The organism is uncultured Pontibacter sp. (assembly GCF_947502515.1).
GTDB lineage: Bacteria > Bacteroidota > Bacteroidia > Cytophagales > Hymenobacteraceae > Pontibacter.
Window position 1 is genome coordinate 169,403 of record NZ_CANNAI010000002.1, and the last position, 16,169, is coordinate 185,571.

Annotated in this window: 8 protein-coding genes; 3 read left to right on the plus strand and 5 right to left on the minus strand. The window is 51.1% G+C overall.

Annotated features, from left to right (window positions below; genetic code table 11):
* The first annotated feature begins 41 nt into the window (after positions 1 to 41).
* Positions 42 to 410: an STAS/SEC14 domain-containing protein gene (locus Q1A54_RS05460; RefSeq protein WP_299985696.1), complete on the plus strand. Its 369-nt coding sequence runs from the start codon at positions 42 to 44 to the stop codon at positions 408 to 410.
* A 38-nt stretch (positions 411 to 448) separates the two neighbouring features.
* On the opposite strand, the gene Q1A54_RS05465 is transcribed toward Q1A54_RS05460, so the two are convergent.
* Positions 449 to 1,003 (minus strand): 3'-5' exonuclease, encoded by a 555-nt coding sequence (locus tag Q1A54_RS05465; RefSeq protein WP_299985698.1) that lies wholly within the window; start codon positions 1,001 to 1,003, stop codon positions 449 to 451.
* A 174-nt stretch (positions 1,004 to 1,177) separates the two neighbouring features.
* Here Q1A54_RS05465 and Q1A54_RS05470 point away from each other — a divergent pair, with 174 nt between their 5' ends.
* Complete coding sequence (locus Q1A54_RS05470) at positions 1,178 to 3,550, plus strand: GH92 family glycosyl hydrolase (protein WP_299986905.1); 2,373 nt, start codon at positions 1,178 to 1,180, stop codon at positions 3,548 to 3,550.
* A gap of 80 nt (positions 3,551 to 3,630) precedes the next feature.
* On the opposite strand, the gene Q1A54_RS05475 is transcribed toward Q1A54_RS05470, so the two are convergent.
* On the minus strand, positions 3,631 to 5,055 hold the full coding sequence (locus tag Q1A54_RS05475; RefSeq protein ID WP_299985700.1) for a sugar MFS transporter: 1,425 nt from the start codon (positions 5,053 to 5,055) through the stop codon (positions 3,631 to 3,633).
* Positions 5,056 to 5,081: 26 nt separating this feature from the next.
* Complete coding sequence (locus Q1A54_RS05480; RefSeq protein WP_299985702.1) at positions 5,082 to 7,400, minus strand: GH92 family glycosyl hydrolase; 2,319 nt, start codon at positions 7,398 to 7,400, stop codon at positions 5,082 to 5,084.
* A gap of 392 nt (positions 7,401 to 7,792) precedes the next feature.
* On the opposite strand from Q1A54_RS05480, the gene arr reads away from it, so the two are divergent.
* Positions 7,793 to 8,224: an NAD(+)--rifampin ADP-ribosyltransferase gene (gene arr / locus Q1A54_RS05485; protein ID WP_299985704.1), complete on the plus strand. Its 432-nt coding sequence runs from the start codon at positions 7,793 to 7,795 to the stop codon at positions 8,222 to 8,224.
* An 11-nt stretch (positions 8,225 to 8,235) separates the two neighbouring features.
* Here the strand turns inward: arr and pbpC are convergent, their stop codons facing one another.
* A complete protein-coding gene (gene pbpC, locus Q1A54_RS05490) occupies positions 8,236 to 10,584 on the minus strand; it encodes a penicillin-binding protein 1C (protein ID WP_299985706.1) in 2,349 nt (782 codons plus the stop codon).
* Between the two features lie 147 nt (positions 10,585 to 10,731).
* Positions 10,732 to 16,062 carry an MG2 domain-containing protein gene (locus Q1A54_RS05495; RefSeq protein WP_299985708.1) on the minus strand — a complete coding sequence of 1,777 codons (5,331 nt, stop codon included), beginning with the start codon at positions 16,060 to 16,062 and terminating at the stop codon, positions 10,732 to 10,734.
* Positions 16,063 to 16,169 lie beyond the last annotated feature (107 nt).

The window sequence follows — 16,169 nt, forward strand, 5'->3', positions numbered from 1 at the left end:
GGCATGGTGATCGATTTATTTAACCTATAACACAAGGCAAGATGATAAAGAAAATAGACATTGGCCACGACCAGGTACTGGCCTTCCGGGTAGAGGGTGAACTGGATGTGCGGGACATGAAAGCCTCGCAAAAAGTCATCAAACCGGAACTGGAGTCTGCGGCACCATTTAATTTATACCTGGAGATGGCCGCTACGGAAGGAGTGGAGCCTGCCGCTGTACAGGAGCGGGTAAGCTTTATCTTATCTAACTTTGGAGACGTTCTGGAGAAGGTAAAAAAGATTGCACTTGTCACAGATAAAGACTGGCTACAACACCTGATGTCCGGCGTGTTTACAATGGTGCCTTCTATTGAGCAGCGGTCTTTTTCATTTGACGAAAAAGATGCAGCCAGAAGGTGGGTCGCTTAGACAGGAACTTGTTGAAGAACTGTAGCTCTTATTACGACTTAAACCCGGGCGATCTTGCAACCCATCCGTGCATCAAACTCCTCTTCGGAGCTTGTGCCTGTCAGAGCAAGCGCTTTCAGCGATAACCTGGCACAGGCATCGGCATCGGAGGCAGCCCGGTGGTGCAGAAAATCAATGCGGTGCATGTTGCAGAGCGTTTTGAGGTCGTATTTGTGCATGCCCTTCCAGATATTCTTCGAGAATTTGAGGCTGCAGGTATAGCGTGCCTCCGGAAGCGGGATATTATAAGTTGCCAGCGTTTTGCGGAGCACACTCATATCAAAACTGGCATTGTGGGCGATCAGCAGCTGCCCTTCCAGGTAAGGCTTTAATTCCGGCCACAACTCAGCAAAATCAGGCTGATCTTTCACGTCAGCCGGCCGGATGCCATGCACGGCTATATTAAAAGAGTTGAAATGGGGGTAATACAAAGGCTTGATCAGCCAGGACCGTGTTTCAACGATTTCCCTTTCCCGCACCACGGTTATACCTATCTCACAAGGGCTGTCACGCTGTGGCGTGGCCGTTTCGAAATCAAGGGCAATAAAATTCATAAGATGGGGTGTTTATATGCAGGGAACACAGATCAATTAAGGTGCAATTTAGTCAATTTGCCGCGAAAACTTCTGACTGCTTCTGCTGACAGTTTGAAAGCAGCATTTTTAAATCTAAGAAGGTGAATTTCATTACCTGCACCAGGTAGCTGATTGAGAGCTTTGTTTTTAAAAATAAGCTTTAACTTTAAGCTATCCTTAAAATCCGATTCTCCACAAACAGATTGCCTTATGAGAAGTATCGCCCTATCAGTTTTATTGCTTATACCTTGCCTGACCTTTGCTCAAAAGAAGGCAGCACCTGACCTGGTTAAGTACGTCAACCCGATGATCGGCACTGCCAAAATGGGCCATACCTACCCGGGTGCCACCGTGCCATTTGGTATGGTGCAGCTGAGTCCCGATACCGATACCATCCCTTACGAAGTGAATGACAAGTACAACAAGGACGTGTACAAGTACTGCGCTGGCTACCAGTACGACGATAAAACGATTGTCGGCTTCAGCCATACCCACTTCAGTGGCACCGGCCACTCCGACCTGGGCGACTTCCTGATTGCGCCGACCACCGGCAAACTACAGCTGAATCCGGGCACAGCTGACAAACCCGAAAGTGGTTACCGCTCTGCTTTTTCACATCAAAACGAAGTGGCAGAGCCCGCTTATTACAAGGTAAAGCTCGATGACCACAACATCATGGCGGAACTCACGGCCAGCAACCGCGTGGGCATGCACCAGTATACCTTCCCCAAGTCAGACGAGGCGCATATCATCCTGGATCTGATGTCAGGCATCTACAACTACGACGGCAAAACTACCTGGACTTTTGTACGCGTCGAGAACGACACGTTGATCACTGGTTACCGCCAGACCAACGGCTGGGCCCGCACCCGCACAGTCTACTTTGCCATGTCCTTCAGCAAGCCTTTCCACCAGTATGGCAACCAGGATTACTCGGAGGCTCAGGCATACAAAGGCTTCTGGCGCAAGTTCGACCAGACCAAAAACTTCCCGGAGTTTGCCGGTAAAAAGATCCGTGCTTACTTCGATTTCAAAACAGAAGAAGGAGAGAAGATCAAGATCAAATTTGCCTTGTCGCCAGTGAGTACCGAGGGCGCCTTGGCTAACATGAAGGCCGAAATTCCGCACTGGGACTTTGAGCAGGTAAAGCGCGAAGGACAAGCCGCCTGGAACAAAGAACTGAACAAAGTGGTAGTCGACGCTGGCAAAGACGATCTCGTGAATTTCTACACCGCCATGTACCATTCCTTCCTTGGACCGACCACTTACATGGATGTGGACGGCAGGTATAGAGGGCTGGACATGAACGTGCATCAGGCCGATGGTTTTACAAACTACACCAGCTTTTCGCTCTGGGATACCTACCGGGCGCTGCACCCGCTGTTTAACATCCTGCAACCTGCCCGCAACAACGACATGATCAAATCCATGCTGGCGCACTACGACCAGAGCGTGCACAAGATGCTGCCCGTGTGGTCGCACTATGCGAACGAAAACTGGTGCATGATTGGCTATCATTCTGTGCCCGTGATCGCGGATGCGGTGCTGAAAGGCAACGGTAATTTCGATGCTAACCGCGCCCTGGATGCCTGTGTGCAGACCGCCCGCACCCGTTACTACGATGGGCTGGAATACTATATGGACATGGGCTATGTGCCGGAGGATAAGAACGGTTCGTCTGTATCGAAAACGCTGGAGTACGCCTACGACGATTGGTGCATCGTGCAGATGGCAAAAAAACTGAACCGGCAGGACATCTACGAGGAGTTCAGCAAGCGAGCCCAGAATTATAAGAACGTGTTCGATGCCAAGTCTGGCTTTATGCGCCCCAAACTGAGCGACGGCACCTGGAAGAAAGAGTTTGACCCGCTGGACACGCACGGACAAGGCTTCATCGAAGGCAACTCCTGGAATTACAGCCTTTATGTTCCCCACGATCCGGCGCAAATGATCGCGATGATGGGAGGGAAGACCCGCTTCGCCCAGCACCTGGACTCGCTCTTCACCATGGAGCTGCCGGACAAGTACTTTGAGAACACCGAAGACATTTCCCGGGAGGGCATCATCGGGAACTACGTGCACGGCAATGAGCCTTCTCACCATGTGCCTTTCCTTTACAACTGGACCGACCAGCCCTGGAAAACACAGGAGCGCACCCGCATGGTACTCAAGGCGATGTACAAACCGACAGTAGATGGTTTGGGCGGTAACGATGACTTTGGGCAGATGAGCGCCTGGTACATTTTCAGCGCCCTGGGCTTTTACCCGGTAGCGCCTGGTTCTGACCAGTATGCCATTACCAGCCCGGCTGTGAAATCAGCCACGATCAATCTGGAGAATGGCAAGACCTTTACGGTTGACGTGAAAGGCCAGAGTGACAAGAATGTCTATGTGCAGAAAATGGAGCTGAACGGGAAGCCGCTTCAGCGCACTTACCTGACGCATGATGAGATTATGAATGGCGGGAAGATTACGTTTTACCTGGGAAGCAGGCCGAATAAGAAGCTTTTTGCTATGGCCCCTTGATTAGGTGTAGCATTAGTTAAAAACAAGAAAGCCTCTCCAAATCCAGAGAGGCTTTCTTGTTTTATTATCACTGGCTCGCGCTATATCTGGGCCTCCTTCACTCTATACCCCACAAAGCCATAATAAACGATGTAGGCGTAGCAGATCATCGGGATGATAAAGGAGAGTTGCAGGTCACCACTCAGGTCGGCAAACAGACCCTGTAGCGGCGGTACGATGGCACCGCCCACAATTGCCATGACCAACAGCGATGAGCCCTGGCTGGTGTGGCGGCCGAGTCCCTTAATGGCCAGGTCAAAAATAGTTGGGAACATAATGGAGTTGAACAGACCGATGGCAATGATCGCCCACATGGCCAGCGAACCTTCAGCCAGCACACCGATCAGTAGCAGCCCGATCACGGCCATGGCAAACAGACCCACAGTGCGGTTAGGTATAAAACGTGCCAGGAGCAATACAACCACGTTCAGTACGATCAAACCCAATATGATCAATGCCTGGTTGAGGTCATACAGCACGTATACTGTTAGGAAAGTAACCAGTGCTATAAGTGCAATTACAGCAAACTTGCCTGTGCGCTTGAAAGTGCTCAGCGCTACAGCACCGAAAAAGCGACCGATCATGGCTCCACCCCAATAAAAAGCCAGGTAATGCTTCGCCTCTGACTCTGACAAGCCTGTGATCTGCGGAAGCTTAATATAATTGATAAGTGCACTGCCAATACTCACCTCGCCGCCCACATACATGAAAATACAGATGATGCCCAGTACCAGATGCGGATACTTTGTGGCCCCAGCACCCCGTTCAATTTTACCGCCTCCTTCCAAACGCGGCAGCTTCGCCACTTTAATTAGAACGGCCAGTAGCAGCAAAAGAGCAGCCAGCCCCAGGTAGGGGAGTTTGACAGAATCTGCAGTATCTATCTCAGCAGATGCCACTTGGTCGAAAATGAGGTAACCACCAATGATGGGAGCGATCGTGGTGCCAAATGAGTTAAGCGCCTGCGACAGATTCATGCGGCTGGAAGATGTTTCAGGCGAACCCAGAATAGCTACATAAGGATTGGCTGTGATCTGCAGCACTGTAATGCCGGATGCCAGCACAAACAAAGCCATCAGGAAGAAGCCGTAGCTGTGAAACACGGCCGCCGGGTAAAACAAGGTACAGCCCAGCGCCGCCACGATCAAACCGATGATGATACCATTTTTATACCCGATCTTCTGGATAGGGTCACCCTTGCTGACTGAAAGCAAGAAGTAGACGAACGAAACGATAAAATAAGCCCCAAAGAAGGCAGTTTGAATCAGCATGGCCTGCCAGAGCTGCAGCGTGAACACCTCCTGTAGTTTAGGTATCAGGATGTCGTTCATGCAGGTGATGAAGCCCCACATAAAAAACAGGAGCGTAACGACGATCAGCGGCGAAGTATAATTCTTATAGTCCCGCGAAGACTCTTTTGGCTGAGAAGCTACTTCTTCAGTTGCGATAGGCGTGATGGATGGCATCAGGTATAGTTTAGTGTTTATAAGGTTTATTTCAGGTGCTGCGTTGCAGTTTTATCGTTGGTGAAAGAATAGGGCGCTGCACTTTCCTGTGTGCCACGGCTCGTGTCAGGCTTAGCTCCCATCTCAAATTTAAGTTTACCGCCCTTCAGGATGTCTTCGTGGGAGATCCAGTTCTGCTCGTGCTTTTTTCCGTTGAGGGTGGCCTTCTGCACATACAGATTTTCCTTGCTGTTAGACGGCGCTTCGATCACGAACGTTTTGCCATTTTCGAGTTTTATCGTTGTTTTTTTGAACAAGGGCGCACCAATCACATATTGATTCACGGCTGGGGTAACCGGATAGAAGCCCATGGCTGAGAAAACATACCAGGCAGAGGTCTGTCCGTTGTCCTCATCGCCGCAGTAGCCGTCGGGAGTGGGTTGGTACATGCGATTCATGGTCTCGCGTACCCAGTACTGCGCCTTCCAAGGCGCTCCGGCATAGTTATAGAGGTAAATCATGTGCTGGATGGGCTGGTTGCCGTGGGCATACTGTCCCATGTTAGCGATCTGCATTTCGCGTATTTCGTGAATCACACTACCATAGTAACTCTCGTCATAGACCGGCGGCAGCGTGAACACCGAGTCCAGCTTGGCTACGAAGTTTTGCCGGCCACCCATCAGGTCAATCAGCCCCTGCACGTCATGGAACACGGACCAGCTGTAGTGCCAGCTGTTGCCCTCGGTAAAAGCATCGCCCCACTTGAAGGGGTTGAAGGGAGACTGAAACGTGCCGTCCTGATTCTTGCCGCGCATGAGTCCGGTGGCAGGATCGAACAGATTCCGGTAGTTCTGGCTTCGCTTCGCATAAAGTTTGATTTCTTCCTGTGGCCTGTTGAGCGCTTTGGCGAGTTGATAGATGGCAAAGTCATCGTAGGCATACTCCAGGGTACGGGCCGCATTTTCGTTTATCTTCACATCATAAGGCACATAGCCGAGTTTGTTGTAGTAAGGTGCACCAGCGCGACCGATGGCCGTGATCGGTCCCTCGTTGTTGGCACCGTGCAGCAGGGCTTCGTACAGTTTATCGATGTCATAGCCACGCAGGCCTTTCAAATAAGCATCGGCCACCACAGAAGCCGAGTTGTTGCCGATCATGATGTTGGCATATCCCGGACTGGACCACTCCGGCAGCCAGCCACCTTCTTTGTAGTCGTTTACCAGACCAGCCTGCATTTCTTTGTTGATGCTCGGGTAAGCCAGATTCAGGAAAGGGTATAGGGCACGGAAGGTGTCCCAAAAACCCGTGCCCGCAAAGCGATACCCCGGGTATACCTTACCGTCATAAGGACTGTAGTGTACCGGGTTGCCGCTGGCATCGAGCTCGTACATTTTGTGAGGGAAAAACAGCGTACGATAAAGGCAGCTGTAGAAAGTGCGCATCTGCTCATCCGTGCCACCCTCTACCGTGATGCGGCTCATGGCTTCGTTCCAAAGTGATTTGGCTTTCCGTTTAGTCGCTTCAAAATTGTCATTAGCGAGCTCACGCTTCAGGTTCAATTCAGCTTGCTCCAGACTGATAAAGGAAGAAGCCACCCGCAGATTCACCTGCTCGCCTTTCACTGTTTTGAACCCGACAATAGCGCCCGCATGATTAGCATTCATTTCCAGTTTGTCTTTCACCAGTGTCGAGTCGTGCCAGGTATAGGCTATTGTAAAAGGCTTGTCAGCATAGATAACGAAGTGGTTCTTGAAATCAACTGGATTGCTGCGGGCATTTTTGGTGGTATAGCCCACAATTTTGTTCTCGCCAGGTATAATCTTCACATAAGAGCCTTTGTCTAGCGCATCGATCACAATAAAGGAGCTGTCGGATTTTGGGTAGGTAATGCGGAACTGGGCGGCACGCTCCGTAGGCGTAAACTCAGTGGTAACATCGTGGTCGGCCAGGTATACGCTGTAGTAGTAAGGCTTTGCTACCTCCGATTTGTGTGAGAACCAGCTGGCCCTTGCATCCTGATCGAAGCGCAATTTGCCTGTCACCGGCATGATCACAAACTGGCCGTAGTCGTTCATCCAGGGTGAAGGTTGGTGCGTCTGTTTAAATCCTCTGATCTTGTCCGCATCATAGGTATAGGCCCAGCCGTTTCCCATCTTGCCGGTTTGTGGCGTCCACAGGTTCATGCCCCAGGGCACAGCCACGGCAGGGTAGGTGTTGCCATTCGACAGGCTTACCTTGGAGTCCGTGCCCATCAGCGGATTGGCCAGCTCTTCGGGCTCAAACTTCTGCTTCTTTTGTTGTGCCAGTAGCGTAGAAGGTATGCAAAGCATGATAACCAAGGCAATGGAGCGTAATTGTTTTTTCATAAAGATGCGATGCTGGTTTAGTAGCCAGTTAGTTGACTGAAACAATTTACAGGTTGTGCTTTCAGCTAGTAATTTATCAAGACTCCCAATATAGTAAAATATAGAATGAGTGTTGGTGCTAACATGGCTGGTTACAATAGTATAATGCAGGCATTTTTACAGATGTGTTATCAGGAAGAAATGAAGGTATAGAAAGTGTTGGACGACCTAGGGCGAAATCTGGTCTTTTCCAGATTATAATAGCTGAAAATTTTCCTATATTAGAGTTAGTGTAAAGTGAAGCTATTAAGCCCTAAGAGCCTGTGTACTTCTGCAGTAACTGGGCTTACGCATGTATTTTTAACGTAGACCAATCATATTCTGGGAGTAGTAATCACAAAGAATAATTGAAGATGAAATCAGTAAGCAGTGAGGAAAAGGATATTCAGGGTTCAGTACTATTCTATCATGGTACGAAAGCTAACCTGAAGTCAGGAGATTTGATTGAACCCGGTTTCAGTTCGAATTACGGGAAGCGGAAAAAAGCAACTTATGTTTACCTGACTGCCACCATGGATGCCGCTATTTGGGGAGCCGAACTTTCCTACGGAGATGGCCCCGGCAGAATTTATACCGTGGAACCGACCGGCACGATAGAAGATGACCCTAACTTAACGGACAAGAAATACCCTGGAAATCCGACCAAATCATACCGCTCCCGGAGTCCGCTTCGGGTAACTGGTGAAGTGACGGAATGGCAGGGGCATCCCGCGGAGCAACTAAAGGCGATGAAAGACCACCTGGAGCAACTAAAGCAACAAGGTATAGAAGCCATAGAAGATTAATTTGCTGCGGTCTACAGAAACTTCACCGTGATATAACTATCGGTATTCCTTCCCTGGTCATCGGTGCAGGAGATCTTATACCTGCCGGCCTTTTTCGGCTCAAAAAACACCTTTTCGTTGGCGGCTGTGGCTTTGAGAAATTTGTCGTTGATGTACCAGTATACCTGTTTCACCTCATTGTGGGCATTGCTGTGCAGCATCAGTTGCTGACGCTCTTCCTGTTCCAGTAAATACTCCATACCAGCGGTGGGAGAGGTAATCAGGGGTGCAAACTCTTTGAAAACACGGCTGCAGTGCGGGTTGTGTGCCGGAATTGGCGTATAGGGAATCCGCTCCGCATCGAAAAAGGTAAGCAGTTCCGGAGCATGATTCGGGTATAGCTGCTGCACAAAACCTGTCGCTGGCTGGCAGCTGGTGCAATAGCTATGACTTTTGTCCTCAGAAACAGCAATGCGTTTCAGGTGGTTGCACTTTTGGGTAGAGGAGATGCCGGGGATGAATGTATCCAGCACCTGGTTTCGGCAGAAACTGTTGGCCGGGCTGCCGCTTTCGGCACATACCGCTCTTAAACCAATGCCCTTGGGTTGTTGAAACCATCCGTCAGTGGAGTTATAGTCGATGCTGTTGAAGATGTCGAAAAGCAGGGGAGTGGCCGAGTCAGTGCCGTTCAGTTCGGGTACTCCTTCACCGGAGAAATTGCCTACCCATACACCCACCGTGTACTTTTTGTTATAGCCAATGCTCCAGGCATCTTTGCGGCCATAGGAGGTGCCGGTCTTCCAGGCGATCTTTGGCAGGTTCGGACTGTTATGCGCATTGTGCGGCAGGTCAGGGCGTGTGAGCTGCGTCAGGATCTGATTCGTTATGTAAGCCGATCCCGGAGATAGCAGTTGCGTTTCCAGTTTTGTCGTATCCTGTTGCAGCCATCTGATGGGGCTATACCTGCCCTGGTTGGCAAAAGCGGAATAGAGGAGCGTCAGCTCCTCCAGTTTTACATCACAGCCCCCCAGGATCAGCGACAGACCGAGCTGGTTGCCCTTGCGTTTCATCTCCGAAAATTCTGCCTGCTTCAGCTTCTGCACAAAGGTATAAACGCCCAACTGATCGAGCACCTTTACCGCCGGCACGTTGAGCGAAGTAGCCAGCGCATGTGCGATGGTGACATTGCCATTGTAGTTGCCAAAGTAGTTCTGCGGACGGTACCCTGCATAATCTACAGGCACATCGGTGATGACAGTTTTAGGTGTAAGCAGGCCTTTGTCGAAAGCAGCGGCGTAGAGGAATGGCTTTAAAGTACTGCCCGGGGAGCGAACTGCCCGCACGCCATCCACCTGCCCGTGGTGCCCAAAGTCATTAAAATCGGCCGATCCCAGATAGGCTTCAACAGCCCGGGTCTGGTTGTTAATCACCAGTACAGCCGCATTGTGGATGTTCTGGTAGCGGAGTCGCTGCATGTAGTTGTAGGCCAATTGTTCCACCTTTTCCTGTACCTGCCGGTTGAGTGTAGTTTTGATGATCGGCTGGTTTTTATACCTGCGGAACATACGATAGGCGAAGTGCGGTGCCACCTTGGGAGCCTGTTGCCTACGAGCCTCCAGCGGCTCCAGCAAAGCATCCTCAACTTCCGCAATCGGGAAAGCCTCCTGCTCCTTATAGTAGCGCAACCACTTGTTTCGGAAGTCCACGATCCGCTCATTCTGCTCTCCGATCCGCAGCGAAGAAGGCTTGTTTGGAATAACCGTCAGCGTGACCGCCTGCGCCAGACTCAACTGCCTGGGCGACTGCTGAAAATAAAGCACAGATGCTGCCTTCACGCCTTCAATGTTTCCACCGAATGGCACCAGATTCAGGTATAGCTGCAGGATCTCGTCTTTGCTGTAATGCCACTCCAACTGCAGTGCCCGAAACATCTCGTACAGCTTGTTGACATAGGTGCGTTTTTGCGGGTAAAGCAGCCGTGCAACCTGCATGGTAATGGTGGAAGCGCCGGAGGTCTTTTTATTTTGCAGCAGATTATTGGCAAAGGCTCTGCTAATGGCAAAGGGGTTGACACCGGGATGGTAATAAAAATACCTGTCCTCCTTCAGCAGCACCGCTTTCTTCAATACAGGGCTTATTTCGTCCGGCTCCAGCTGCATCCGCCACTTATCATCCCGGCTCAGAAAGGCGTTGATCACGCTGCCGTCTGAGGCGGTGATTATGGGGGAGTAGGAGATGTTTACTTTGAGTGGGTAGAGGTAGTTGAGTAGGGTGAATGCAAGGCATAACGCTAGCGCAAGGTATAATGTATACCGGAGCCAAGGCTTGCTGTAAGTGAGCAGCCGTTGGAATAGGGTATAAGTTGATTTTTGCGTTGTCATTTAGTTCCCATGGCGCGAGCGTCCACGCTCGTGTCTATTATGGTGGGGCCTCTGGCCCATTTTGTTAATTATTTTATCAATAGGGGCTAGAGCCCCCACGATAACAAGTCATGAGCGTGGGAGCTCGCGCCATTAATCCAAACTCTCTTACCTCACATTCACAACCCCACCCCCCGAGTAACTATGATACTCCGCATTATACATGGCATCGGCTCCGATCGGACCTAACTGGAATGTTCCCTTCGACACTGCTCTTACCTGGTAGAAGAAATACTGCTGCTCCGGTTTTGCCGTGGCGTAGAGGTTAATTCTGTCATCGCGGATATCAATATGGTCTGGCGTAGCGGGCTTCTGCGCTTCTATCCAGCCGAATTCACGGGCAGTCATTAGGCGTGGGTTTTCTATTTCGAAGCCAGCTGGTAGCATGTCGGTAATAGCCACGTTCGGAATACTTCTACCATCCAAAGACTGCAGTTCCACACGCACGACCACCAGGTCATTTTGCCGGAAGGTGTTGTTGGTGATCTCCCTGCCATTCCTGTCGAAGAAGGTTTTGCGCACTTTCAGATAGTTGTCTTCTTTTTTCACATCGCCGCTCTGGCTGATGCCTTCCAGTTCCCAGAAATAGTAGAGCGTGCCTGCTCCCTTACCTCGAATACTGATCGGGCCGCTGCCAATGTTGTTGGTGAGCGTCAGGTCATTGCCAGAGAAAGAGCCGATAGCTTTACCGTTCTGGTATACCTGCGCCGTTTGGTCGCCCTGGTTTCTGCTCGAAAGCTTGCCCAAGGCCATTAAAGCGAAGGCGCGTTCCTGGGTGTTGTACCAGCGTTTGGAACGAAGTTCATCGGATAAATGCCGTGCCAGCGTACCGATCTGTGGGTTATCCGGATCAGCTTCAATCAAACTATTCAGCGAAATGGCCATGTCGCGTATCGGGGAGTAGAAACTGCCACCGAGGGCACGGACCGATGTCTCGCCGGAAAAGGAGCGGGGCAGAATCTGGTTGAAGCTCTCGCGGCTGCCGTTCATCGCATAGGTGCTGGCCAGCAGGTAACGGGCATCTATCGAAAGTAGCTCAGGCTTGGCTTTGTAGTAGTTCATGGTAGACCAATCTACCGTGCCGGCGATGCTGAGCACATAGAGCGAGTAAGTGGTCTCGCGGGCGGCGATGTACTTGCTTTGCACCTGGCGGTTGGCATCGTAATAGCGGTACTCTTCCATGGCCTTGCCTTTTACCTTTTGCTGCAGGTAGCGCACCGCTTTGTCCAAGACATCCTGCGTTACCGGAAAGCCGGCTTTCTTCGCTTCCAGCAAAAAATGTGTGGCATAGGTGCTGCTCCACCAGTCGGTGTAGGTGGCGCCAGGCCAGTAAGTGAAGCCGCCGTCGTACTGCTGCATCAGCTCAATTTTGGTGATGGCCTCCTGCACCAGGTAGTTGGGGTTAAAGCTGCGGCTCTTCTGGTCCTGTTGCAGCGAACGGGCCAGGTCAGTGTAGTAGAGCAGCGGGAAAGCTGTGGAAGTGGTCTGCTCCAGACAACCATGCGGGTAGCGCAGCAGGAAGGTAATGTCATCCGTAAACTGTGCCAGCGGCGAACGGCTCACCACCAGTTTCGCTGACACCGACGAAGGTATAAAGTCGTTGGCCAGTTTGATGTCGGCTGTAGCACCGTCATTCACACTTCCGGACTCTGTTACTTTGGTCAGCGGTGCGATAGGACGAACCGTGATATCGGTGTTGCTGGCAAAAGACTCGTTCAGCGCATTAACCGTCACCTTCACCGTTGCCTGACCAATGGCAGGTGTTGCTACAAGTTTGTAAGTAACCTGTGCTTCTGTGTTAGGGTTTATACCTGTTGATTTCCTGGTTTCTCCCACCACACGCAAAGGACCTGTCACCGAAATCGTGCTGGCAGCTGTGGCTTTGCTCGTGGTCGTATTGCTGAGTGTTACCGGCACCAGTAGCGTATCCCTTGGGCTCACAAAACGAGGCAGCGCCGTACTGATCACGACCGGATCTGAAACCCGCATCATCTTTTCGGAAGAGCCAAAGGCATTGTCCTTGTAAGCCACGGCCATAATGCGCACTGCACCTGAAAACTCAGGTATACGCACGTTTACGGTTGCTTCGCCACTAGCATTTGCCTTTAACTGCCCGCTCCACAGCGAGACCAGTTTCACCCGTTTGTTGGTCAACGGATTGATGCGCTTTGCCAGATCGTAGCCATCGCCGCCTGTGCTGGAGCGGGTACCTAGTTCCGGGAACAGGAAAGGGTACAGGTCATAGCCCGTTACCTCCAGCGCCCGTTTCTGATAAAAAAAGGCGTGCGGGTCCGGGGTCTGGTAATCTTTGATCTGCAGGATACCTTCGTCTACCACAGCCAGCGTTATCTCGGCGTTTGGAGCAGTTTTTACCTTCACCTGCTGCACTCTGCTGGAGCGGGATGTTTCTGGGGCAAGTATCGATACACTCAGCTTCGTACTTTTTTTGGTCACCGTCATTGGTTTAAAGCCACGGGCAATGGTCAGCGGCATCTGGCTGTCTTTTACCTGGCGCAATGCGATAGCTGTGATGTAGGCCGTTGGCAGGTGCTCGTCTTTTATCGGCAGGGTAAGCGATGCAGCTTTTTTGTCCGTTTTGAGGTAGTAGTAGCTCAGCACTTTGTTCTGCTCCACCGTTACCAGGATCTTTCCGGCAAAAGGAGACTTGAACAAAACCTTGGCCTGGTCGCCTACCTCGTATTTTTCTTTGTCGAGTGAGATATCCACTTCGCCTTCTGTGTTCACGGCAAAGGAAGTACTCTCAGTATCGCCCCAGCCGTAGGCATAGAACTCCTGCGCTACGTAGTTATAGGCTCCCGGACGCATCACACGAATTTCATACTGCCCGGAAGTAACAGGCGTAAAGTTAAACACAGCGCCACTTGCAAGTATTTGCATATCCTGATTAATAATCACCTGCTCCCTGCGCTGCGATCTGTAGCTGTACTCGTCGCTATGACGTGCAATCACCGACTCGTAGGTATAGCGCACAAGTTGCACTCTGGCAGTGGCCGTAACTGGCGAACCGGTGCGATCGAGAGCGATAAGCGGAATGTTAAGTGCGCTGCGTGTGCTCACATAGTCATAAAAGTTCCGAATACCGAAAAAAGCCTGTTGCGTGCTCACGTCAAACTTGCTGAGGCGGTTGACTGGTCGGCCAGTTTCATCGAAAACAGTGGTATAAAGTGAGCCGTCCAGTAAGCCGATGTCTTTGAAGTCCTCCAGTTCAAAAGTTTCCTGCCCTTTACCCTGCGCATCCGTCTGGCCCTGTCTGGTACTAGTTTGGATGTTTATGGAGCCGGAAGTATGGATATCAAAGGTATAGTCAGGGTAGCGTTTGGCCTCGAAGCTTTTCTTTTTCAGGCTAAGCTGCGTTTCATAGTTGCGGTTAGCGGCTGGCGGACCGAACAGGTTCTGCGCCGTGAGGTTTAGTATCAGTTTTTCGCCTGCATTATATGTTTTCTTGTTCAGTTCAGCCGTTACCTTCAGGCGGTCGGGCATAAACTCTTCCACCCCAATCTTCTTAGAATTCAGCAGCACATCGTTACCGGAGTATACCTCCAAGGTATAGGTGCCGGTAACAGCGGCTCCGTTCAGGATGAAGCTGGTTTCGCTGGCGCCCTGATTGTTGAGCTTGCCTTTGGTGCTGCGGTACTCTTTGCCGTTAGGCAGCAGTAGTTTCGTTTTGATCGGTAGTCCAGCCACCGTTTTCCAGTCCGGGGTGCGCACCACGGTGTTGACATGAATGGTGTCGCCGGGGCGGTAGAGGTCGCGGTCGCCGTAGATGAAGGCATCGTAGTTAAGATCCGTCAGGCGTTTGCCACCCACTTCAAAGCGGGAGGTATTCACCTGCGTTTGGCTATAAGGCATGTAATTGAAGTCGTCTCCTTTGCGGGCCGTAATCATGCCGATTTTGAAGTCCGGTGCTGCTGTGCCGGTGTTGCTGAACCGGGCTACACCGTCTTTGTCAGTTGTAGCTTTGTGCACCACCTGGTTGTTGGTGCTGATAAAGCGAACTTCCACACCCTCCAGGGTGCTGGCCTCGCGAATAGAGTTTGCAAATACGACTACTTCATCTTTGCCCTGCTTGGCGATCAAACCGATATCCGACACCGACACAATTTTAGAATCCTTCAGCCAGTTTTTATCGGTGCTGGCGACGGTGATCACATACAGGCCCTTGAACTGGCTGTCGAAATCGAGGTCGTGCAGGTTGAGGTTGAGCAGGTAGGAGCTGCCTTGCTTGCGCAGGCTTTCGGTGTTGTACTCGCGCTCGAAAAGCGTGTTGCCGTTGTTTTCGTTCACATCGTAGTAGGAGCTGGAGTAGTACTCTTCCGTTTCCTCGTCGTAGTAGCCGTCGTACATTTTGCCCTCGCGGAGGTAGTGCAGAATGTTGTTTTCGTATACCTTGCTGATACTCACCTTAATGCGCGGCACTTGGTTTAGGTTAAGGGCAATGTTGCGGGCACCCTGGCTGCTGAGGTATATACTCTTGCCATTGGCAAAACTGATGCTTGGTTGTGTGGTGGCAAACGTGACGCTGTGCCGGTAAGGCTGGCCCATCGGCTTTCCGGCCATACCTGCCAGGTCACCGGAGAGGGTAAGGGTATAGGTGCTGTTCTGGTTGAAGTTACCTTTCAGTACCAAACCGTTTTGCAGGCGCTCCACTGTATACTCCCGTCGTGGGCTAACCTCGATCAGGTTGCTGATATTGCTATTGGTAACAGGCTGCGTGGTAAGGATATAAATGCGCTCCTGACCTTCTTCCAATGCTGTCACCACCTCTGCTACCATCATACGCTGGCGGCTTGGTAAGAGTACATCCCGCTCAATAGTCTGGTCAGTCTGAGAGGTGCTTCCCGCCACGCTCAAGCCCTTGGCAATTTGTAGTCGCAGCGGGATCTCTTTATCCTCTTGTCCTGCCACATTTTTAACCCGGATGGTGACGTTGTCTCGGTTACCGCTAGCCAGCTCTATGGGCAGTTCTTTATTTCCAGCATATACCTTTAGATGCTCCCGCAATTCCTGGAAAAGTACCGGATAGTTAAAGTCCAGCTGTAAACTGGCCTCGAGCTGGTTCGGGTTGTTCTCGTTGGCTACCCAATAGCTTTTGATGTGCTGCAGCCTGAGGTAGGGAGTATGGAAAGTAAGGCCCTGACCGGCGGGTATCTTGTACTTTTCAGTCGTGTGCCGAAGCAGATTTTCGGTTAGCTCTGCTTTGTAATTGGTAGTAGGGGCAAAGGGCTTGTCTGGTGAGAAGACGAGCTCGTTCGGGGCGGTCCATTTGTACTTGCCTGCCACCTTTGGTGAGATAGTCAGGTAGGGAATCGTATCCCACTGGTTCAAAAGCGAATCACCCACCAGGTCTTTGTCGAACGTGAAAACCAGGTTCTGCTCCCGGGCAATTTCCTGCTCAAAATTCTTGTTTTGCAGCCGCAATTCATCGCTTTTGCTGCGGCAACTGAACACGCAAAGTATACATAGGCAAATACTCAGCTGAAACAGGTGCTGAAGTGGTGCAGAATAGGGATATTTTATATTCATAG